This is a genomic window from Streptomyces sp. NPDC001880, from assembly GCF_053594575.1.
This window is the reverse complement of the sequence record NZ_JBSFET010000005.1, coordinates 189,047-195,947: the sequence shown is the minus strand read 5'-3', so window position 1 is coordinate 195,947 and position 6,901 is coordinate 189,047. Positions and strand designations below refer to the sequence as shown.

The window sequence follows — 6,901 nt, the reverse complement described above, 5'->3', positions numbered from 1 at the left end:
ACGGTCTGCCCAAGTACAACGAGTACAAGAAGGCCGACAGCGACCACCTCCTGGAGACCACCGGCCGCGAGCTGCGCAAGCTCATGAGCTGGGTCAACGACGAGGACGCGTAACACCGACGCTTCCGGGGCGGGTCCGCGGACCCGCCCCGGAAGCGTCTTCCGCTTCACCGCTGGAAGAGGCGCCGTCGTACGTGTGTACAAGTCGTCCACCCCCAAGTGGGTGATCCTTCCAACGGGGCGCAATATGCGTCCTGGCGCATGACTACACTTCTCCACACATACACGCGTCAGGCCCACAGTGTCGTGCGTCTTCCACGCGGCAAGCCCCTCCACCGCCTGCGGCCGTCGGGACGGCCGTCCGCACTGGACCTGTGAGGACTCACGTGAGCTCGAAACCTGTCGTACTCATCGCTGAAGAGCTGTCGCCCGCCACGGTGGACGCGCTGGGACCGGATTTCGACATCCGGCACTGCAACGGCGCGGACCGCGCCGAGCTCCTCCCCGCGATCGCCGATGTCGACGCCATCCTGGTGCGCTCCGCCACCAAGGTCGACGCCGAGGCCATCGCCGCTGCGAAGAAGCTGAAGGTCGTCGCCCGCGCGGGCGTCGGTCTGGACAACGTCGACGTCTCCGCCGCCACCAAGGCCGGCGTGATGGTCGTGAACGCGCCGACCTCCAACATCGTCACCGCCGCCGAGCTGGCCTGCGGCCTGCTCGTCGCCACCGCGCGCAACATCCCCCAGGCCAACACCGCCCTCAAGAACGGCGAGTGGAAGCGCTCCAAGTACACCGGCGTCGAGCTCAGCGAGAAGACCCTCGGTGTCGTCGGCCTCGGCCGCATCGGCGTCCTGGTCGCGCAGCGCATGTCGGCCTTCGGTATGAAGATCGTCGCGTACGACCCCTATGTGCAGCCCGCGCGTGCCGCGCAGATGGGCGTCAAGCTCCTCACGCTCGACGAGCTGCTCGAAGTCGCCGACTTCATCACGGTGCACCTGCCCAAGACCCCCGAGACGCTCGGCCTGATCGGCGACGACGCGCTGCACAAGGTGAAGCCCTCGGTCCGCATCGTCAACGCCGCGCGCGGCGGCATCATCGACGAGGTGGCGCTCGCCTCCGCGCTCAAGGAGGGCCGCGTCGCCGGCGCCGGCCTCGACGTGTACGCGAAGGAGCCCTGCACGGACTCCCCGCTGTTCGAGTACGACCAGGTCGTCTGCACCCCGCACCTCGGCGCCTCCACCGACGAGGCCCAGGAGAAGGCGGGCATCGCGGTCGCCAAGTCCGTGCGCCTGGCCCTCGCCGGTGAGCTCGTGCCGGACGCGGTCAACGTCCAGGGCGGCGTGATCGCCGAGGACGTGCGCCCGGGTCTGCCGCTCGCCGAGAAGCTCGGCCGGATCTTCACCGCGCTCGCGGGCGAGGTCGCGGTCCGCCTCGATGTCGAGGTCTACGGCGAGATCACCCAGCACGACGTCAAGGTGCTCGAACTCTCCGCGCTCAAGGGTGTCTTCGAGGACGTCGTCGACGAGACCGTCTCGTACGTCAACGCCCCGCTCTTCGCGCAGGAGCGCGGTGTCGAGGTCCGCCTCACCACCAGCTCCGAGTCGCCGGACCACCGCAATGTGGTCACCGTCCGCGGTACGCTCTCGGGCGGCGAGGAGGTCGCGGTCTCCGGCACGCTGGCCGGGCCCAAGAACCTCCAGAAGATCGTCGCCGTCGGCGAGTACGACGTGGACCTGGCGCTGGCTGACCACATGGTGGTGCTGCGCTACGAGGACCGTCCCGGTGTCGTCGGTACGGTCGGCCGGATCCTCGGCGAGGCCGGTCTGAACATCGCGGGCATGCAGGTCTCGCGGGCGGACGTGGGCGGCGAGGCGCTGGTGGTGCTCACCGTCGACGACGACGTCCCGGCGTCGGTGCTCGCCGAGATCTCCTCGGAGATCGGTGCCACCTCGGCCCGCACGGTGAACCTGACCGACTGACGGTTACGGCGTTTCCACGTACCCGGCATGTAGACGTGCGTTTTACACGTACGTCTACGCGCCGGGTACGCTGCTGTCATGGGACACCGTGAGGATCTGCTCGAAGGCGCGAAGCGCTGCCTGCTGGAGAAGGGGTACGCCCGGACGACGGCACGCGACATCGTGGCCGCCTCCGGTACGAACCTCGCCTCCATCGGCTACCACTACGGCTCCAAGGAGGCGCTGCTCAACCTCGCCTTCCTCAAGATGACGGAGGAGTGGGGCGATGTGCTCACCGAGAAGCCGGAGGCGGGCGTGGACGCCGACGGGCCCCGGTCGCCGCTCGACCAGTTCCGTGACACCTGGCAGCGGGTGATCGACAGCTATCAGGAGACCCGGTCCGTCTGGCAGCTCCAGATGGAGGTCGTCTCCCGGATCGACCAGGACCCGGAGCTGCGGAAGGCCCTGATGGGGCCGCAGCGCGAAGGCCGTGACGGGCTCGCCGAGAACATGCTCGGGATCGACCCGGAGAAGGACCCGGAGAGGGCACGGGTGGCCGGGCTCTTCTGCCAGGCGCTGCTCGCGGGGGTGATGATCCAGTGGATGATGGACAGCGAATCCGCTCCGTCCGCACAGGACCTGACGGATGGGCTGAGGGTCGTGCTGGAGGGCCGGGCGGATCCGGACGAGAGGCGCTGAGGCCGCCCCCGATTGCCGGTCGGTCTAACTCCCGAGCCGCGCGCTCTTCAGCGCCATGTGCAGCAGCAGCCGGTCCTCGCCATCGTTCAGATCGAGTCCGGTGAGCTGCTGGATCCGGGAGAGCCGGTAGTAGAGCGTCTGCCGGTGTACGCCGAGTGCGGCGGCCGTCCGTGAAGCCTGGCCCGCGCAGTCGAGGAAGACCTCGGCGGTGCGGGCCAGATCCTTGTGCGGCGGGGCGAGCAGGGTGCGGACCGCGGGGTCCGCGGCTGCTTCCGCGGGGAGCGCGGTCAGCAGCCGGTACGGCCCGATCGCGGACCATTCGACGACCGGGCCGAACCGCGGCTCGGCCGTCGCCGCGCGGGCGGCGGCCACCGCCTCGTGCCAGGCCGAGGCCAGCTCGGTCAGACCCCGGCGGGGCACCGCGACCCCGGCCGCGGCGCCCCCGCCCGCGGTGGCACGCAGCCGGTCCGCGGCGGAGAGCGCCGGGTCGAGCACATCGGTGGAGCGCAGCCGGACCAGCGCGGCCAGGGCGGGCGACCCCGCGGCTCCGGGGATCGCGGCGAGCGCCGCCGTCGACGGCACCGTACGGACCGACGGCGGATCGTCCGGCCACGGGGCCACGCACACCACCGTGTGCAGCCCCTTCGCGTCCGGCCCCAGCGCCTCGTCCAGCGCGGCCACCGCCATGTCGCGCTGCCACCCCCGCGCGGCGGTCAGCACCGCGCCGAACTCCCGGGACGGATCGGTGCCCACCCGCGCCTCGTCGGCGAGCAGCGCCCCGATCCGGGCCGCCACCTCCATCGCCGCCTTCAGCTGTTCGTCGGTCGGCCCGGGGTCCGCGTCGAGCAGCCATACGTAGCCGAGCACGGCACCCCGATGATGAACCGGAAGACAGATCCGGTCCCGGAAGACACCGGCCTCCGGGGCTGCCGGAATGCGGACCGGGCCGGTGGCGCGGGTGATGCCGAAGCCCTCGAACCAGGCGCGGACGGCGGGCGTGGAGCGGCGGGTCAGGATCGAGCGGGTGCGGACCGGGTCCATCGCGTTGTCGTCGTCGCTGTCGTGGGCACCGAAGGCGACCAGGCCGAAGTCCCGGTTCTCCAGCGTCGCGGGGGCGCCGAGCAGCCCGGAGATCTCGTCGACCAGCTCCTGGTAATCGCCCTTCACCCGGCCATTCTCGCACCCCTTCAGACATATGTCTGAGAACCGGGGAACGGATGCGTGACAGCTGTCGATGGCACAGGATCGGAGAGATCCTTAGATTTCACGGTGGTTCTCCGTGCTGTACCGGTCTGTTCCCCATCTGCCGGTATGGCCCTCGTTCGTACTTTCCGTGGAGGTGCCCCGTGCTGGGTCCCGTGATTCTCGCCGCGTCCCGCAGCGACAAGATGCGCCGCTTCGTCTCGGCCGCACCTGGCACCAAGCAGGTCGTCGACCGGTTCATCGCCGGTGAGACCGTCGACCAGGTCGTCCCGATCATCGAGGACGCCGCCGACAAGGGCCTCGAAGTCACCCTCGACGTGGTGGGCGAGGACATCACCACCCCCGGGCAGGCCGCCGACGCCCGCGACGCCTACCTCGAACTGATCGAGCGCCTCAAGGACCTGGGCCTGGGCACCAAGGCCGAGATGTCCGTCAAGCTCTCCATGTTCGGCCAATCCCTCCCGTTGCCCGCCGCCACCCTCGACGGAGAGCCCTCCGGGCTCGCTGCTCGATTCCCCGGCGGCCACGAGCTGGCGCTCGCCAACGTCCGCCCGGTCGTCGAGGCCGCCGCCGCGATCGGCACCACGGTTACGCTGGACGCCGAGGACCACACCACCCTCGACTCGATGTTCGCCATCCACGAGGAGCTGCGGAAGGACTACCCGCAGACCGGCTGCGTGATCCAGTCCTACCTGTTCCGCACCGAGGAGGACGCCCGCCGCCTGGCCGCCGCCGGCAGCCGCGTCCGCGTCGTGAAGGGCGCCTACAAGGAGCCCGCCTCCGTCGCGTACCAGGACAAGGCCGAGATCGACAAGGCGTACGTCCGCATCCTGCGGATCCTCATGGAGGGCGACGGATACCCGATGATCGGGTCCCACGACCCGCGTCTGATCGCCATAGCCCAGGAGCTGGGCCGCAAGGCCGGGCGCAAGCTGGACGAGTACGAATTCCAGATGCTGTACGGCATCCGCAGCGAGGAGCACCTCCGGCTCGCCGCCGAGGGCCACCGGATGCGCGTCTACACGGCGTACGGCACCGACTGGTACGGCTACTTCATGCGCCGTCTCGCGGAGAAGCCGGCGAACCTGCTGTTCTTCGGCCGCTCCATCCTCACCAAGGGCTGAGCCCCCTCCACCTCTCTACCCAAGGAGCAACGGAACTCATGGACGCTGTGACCCAGGTCCCCGCGCCGGTCAACGAGCCGGTCCACTCCTACGCCCCGGGCTCCCCGGAGCGTGCCCGCCTGGAGGTGAAGCTCAAGGAGCTCGCCGAGAACCCGATCGACCTTCCGATGACCATCGGCGGCGAGAAGCGGATGGGCGGCGGCGAGCGTTTCGACGTCGTGCAGCCGCACAACCACAAGGCCGCCATCGGTACGTTCGCCAATGCCACGCAGAAGGACGCGCAGGACGCGATCGACGCCGCGCTCGCCGCCGCCCCGGCCTGGCGCGCGATGTCCTTCGACGACCGCGCCGCGATCATCCTGCGCGCCGCCGAGCTGCTGTCCGGCCCGTGGCGCGAGACGATGGCCGCGTCCACGATGCTCGGCCAGTCCAAGACCGCGCAGCAGGCCGAGATCGACACCCCCTGCGAGCTCGTCGACTTCTGGCGCTTCAACGTGCACTACGCGCGCCAGATCCTGGCCGAGCAGCCCCCGGCCAACTCGCCGGGCGTGTGGAACCGCATGGACCACCGTCCGCTGGAGGGCTTCGTCTACGCGATCACGCCGTTCAACTTCACGGCCATCGCGGGCAACCTGCCCACCGCCCCCGCCCTCATGGGCAACGTCGTGGTGTGGAAGCCGTCCCCGACGCAGACCCACGCCGCCGTGCTGCTGATGCAGCTCCTGGAAGAGGCCGGTCTGCCCAAGGGCGTCATCAACCTGGTGACCGGTGACGGCATCGCCGTCTCCGAGGTGGCGCTGAACCACCGCGACCTGGCCGGTATCCACTTCACCGGCTCGACCCCCACCTTCCAGCACCTGTGGAAGACGGTCGGCAACAACATCGCCAACTACCGCACCTACCCGCGGCTCGTCGGCGAGACCGGTGGCAAGGACTTCGTCGTCGCCCACCCGTCGGCCGACCACGCCGTCCTGAAGACCGCGCTGACCCGTGGCTCCTTCGAGTTCCAGGGCCAGAAGTGCTCGGCCTCCTCCCGCGCGTACATCCCGGCCTCCATCTGGAACTCCGGATTCAAGGAGAAGTTCACCGCCGAGGTCGACGGCATCACCATGGGTGATGTCACCGACCTGTCGAACTTCATCGGCGCCGTCATCGACGACCGCTCGTTCGCCAAGAACAAGGCCGCGATCGACCGTGCCGCGGCCGACCCGTCCTGCACGATCGTCGCGGGCGGCACGTACGACGACTCGGTGGGCTACTTCGTCCGCCCGACCGTCATCGAGTGCACCGACCCGGCCAACGAGGTCTTCACGACCGAGTACTTCGGCCCGATCCTCGCCGTGCACGTCTACGAGGACGACAAGTACGACGAGATGCTGGAGCAGATGGAGTCGGTCTCCGACTACGCGCTGACCGGTTCCGTCATCGCGAACGACCGCGCCGCGGCCGCGTACACGATGGAGAAGCTGCGGTACGCCGCGGGCAACTTCTACATCAACGACAAGTCGACCGGTGCCGTCGTCGGCCAGCAGCCCTTCGGTGGCGGCCGTGCCTCGGGTACGAACGACAAGGCGGGCGCCCCGCAGAACCTGCAGCGCTGGACCCTGACCCGGGCCATCAAGGAGACGCTGGTTCCGCCGACCGATTACACCTACCCCCACCAGGGCTGATCCCCTCGGGGCGCCCCACCCCGGCGCCCCGCCATGAATTCCGCCTCCCGTCCGGTTCCCCTGCCGGCCGGGAGGCGGTTTCCATTTCCGGGACCGGTCCCCGGGGCAGGCGACGAAGCCGAGCCCCACGGTGAGCGTCCGGGAACCCCGGGCCGCCGCCCCGGCCAGCGACACCCAGGATGGCAGCGTCGCTGCGAGCCCGGCCGACTGAGTACCTGGTGGCCGTGATGCCTGAGAGGCTGGGGAAC

General features: G+C 69.7%; 5 protein-coding genes and 1 pseudogene. 5 read left to right on the top strand and 1 reads right to left on the bottom strand.

Going from position 1 to position 6,901, the window contains the following annotated elements:
- The 3 genes and pseudogenes from ACWCQ6_RS05390 to ACWCQ6_RS05380 form a co-directional block, all read left to right on the top strand.
- Window positions 1-113 (top strand): annotated as a pseudogene (locus tag ACWCQ6_RS05390) (ketol-acid reductoisomerase); the annotation flags it as partial.
- Between the two features lie 272 nt (window positions 114-385).
- Window positions 386-1,978: a phosphoglycerate dehydrogenase gene (gene serA / locus ACWCQ6_RS05385; protein WP_451085618.1), complete on the top strand. Its 1,593-nt coding sequence runs from the start codon at window positions 386-388 to the stop codon at window positions 1,976-1,978.
- Between the two features lie 78 nt (window positions 1,979-2,056).
- Window positions 2,057-2,656 carry a TetR/AcrR family transcriptional regulator gene (locus ACWCQ6_RS05380; protein WP_451085616.1) on the top strand — a complete coding sequence of 200 codons (600 nt, stop codon included), beginning with the start codon at window positions 2,057-2,059 and terminating at the stop codon, window positions 2,654-2,656.
- A 24-nt stretch (window positions 2,657-2,680) separates the two neighbouring features.
- On the opposite strand, the gene ACWCQ6_RS05375 is transcribed toward ACWCQ6_RS05380, so the two are convergent.
- On the bottom strand, window positions 2,681-3,823 hold the full coding sequence (locus ACWCQ6_RS05375; protein ID WP_451085614.1) for a PucR family transcriptional regulator: 1,143 nt from the start codon (window positions 3,821-3,823) through the stop codon (window positions 2,681-2,683).
- A gap of 179 nt (window positions 3,824-4,002) precedes the next feature.
- On the opposite strand from ACWCQ6_RS05375, the gene ACWCQ6_RS05370 reads away from it, so the two are divergent.
- Both ACWCQ6_RS05370 and pruA read left to right on the top strand, forming a co-directional pair.
- Window positions 4,003-4,983, top strand: coding sequence for a proline dehydrogenase family protein (locus ACWCQ6_RS05370; protein ID WP_451085612.1), 981 nt, complete (start codon window positions 4,003-4,005; stop codon window positions 4,981-4,983).
- Between the two features lie 38 nt (window positions 4,984-5,021).
- Window positions 5,022-6,653: an L-glutamate gamma-semialdehyde dehydrogenase gene (gene pruA, locus ACWCQ6_RS05365; protein ID WP_451085610.1), complete on the top strand. Its 1,632-nt coding sequence runs from the start codon at window positions 5,022-5,024 to the stop codon at window positions 6,651-6,653.
- The last annotated feature ends 248 nt before the right edge of the window (window positions 6,654-6,901 follow it).

What these genes read in the sequence shown, in the direction of transcription:
- ACWCQ6_RS05380 (WP_451085616.1), top strand. Translation starts at nt 2,057, where the DNA reads ATGGGACACCGTGAGGATCTGCTCGAAGGCGCGAAGCGCTGCCTGCTG.
- pruA (WP_451085610.1), top strand. Translation starts at nt 5,022, where the DNA reads ATGGACGCTGTGACCCAGGTCCCCGCGCCGGTCAACGAGCCGGTCCAC.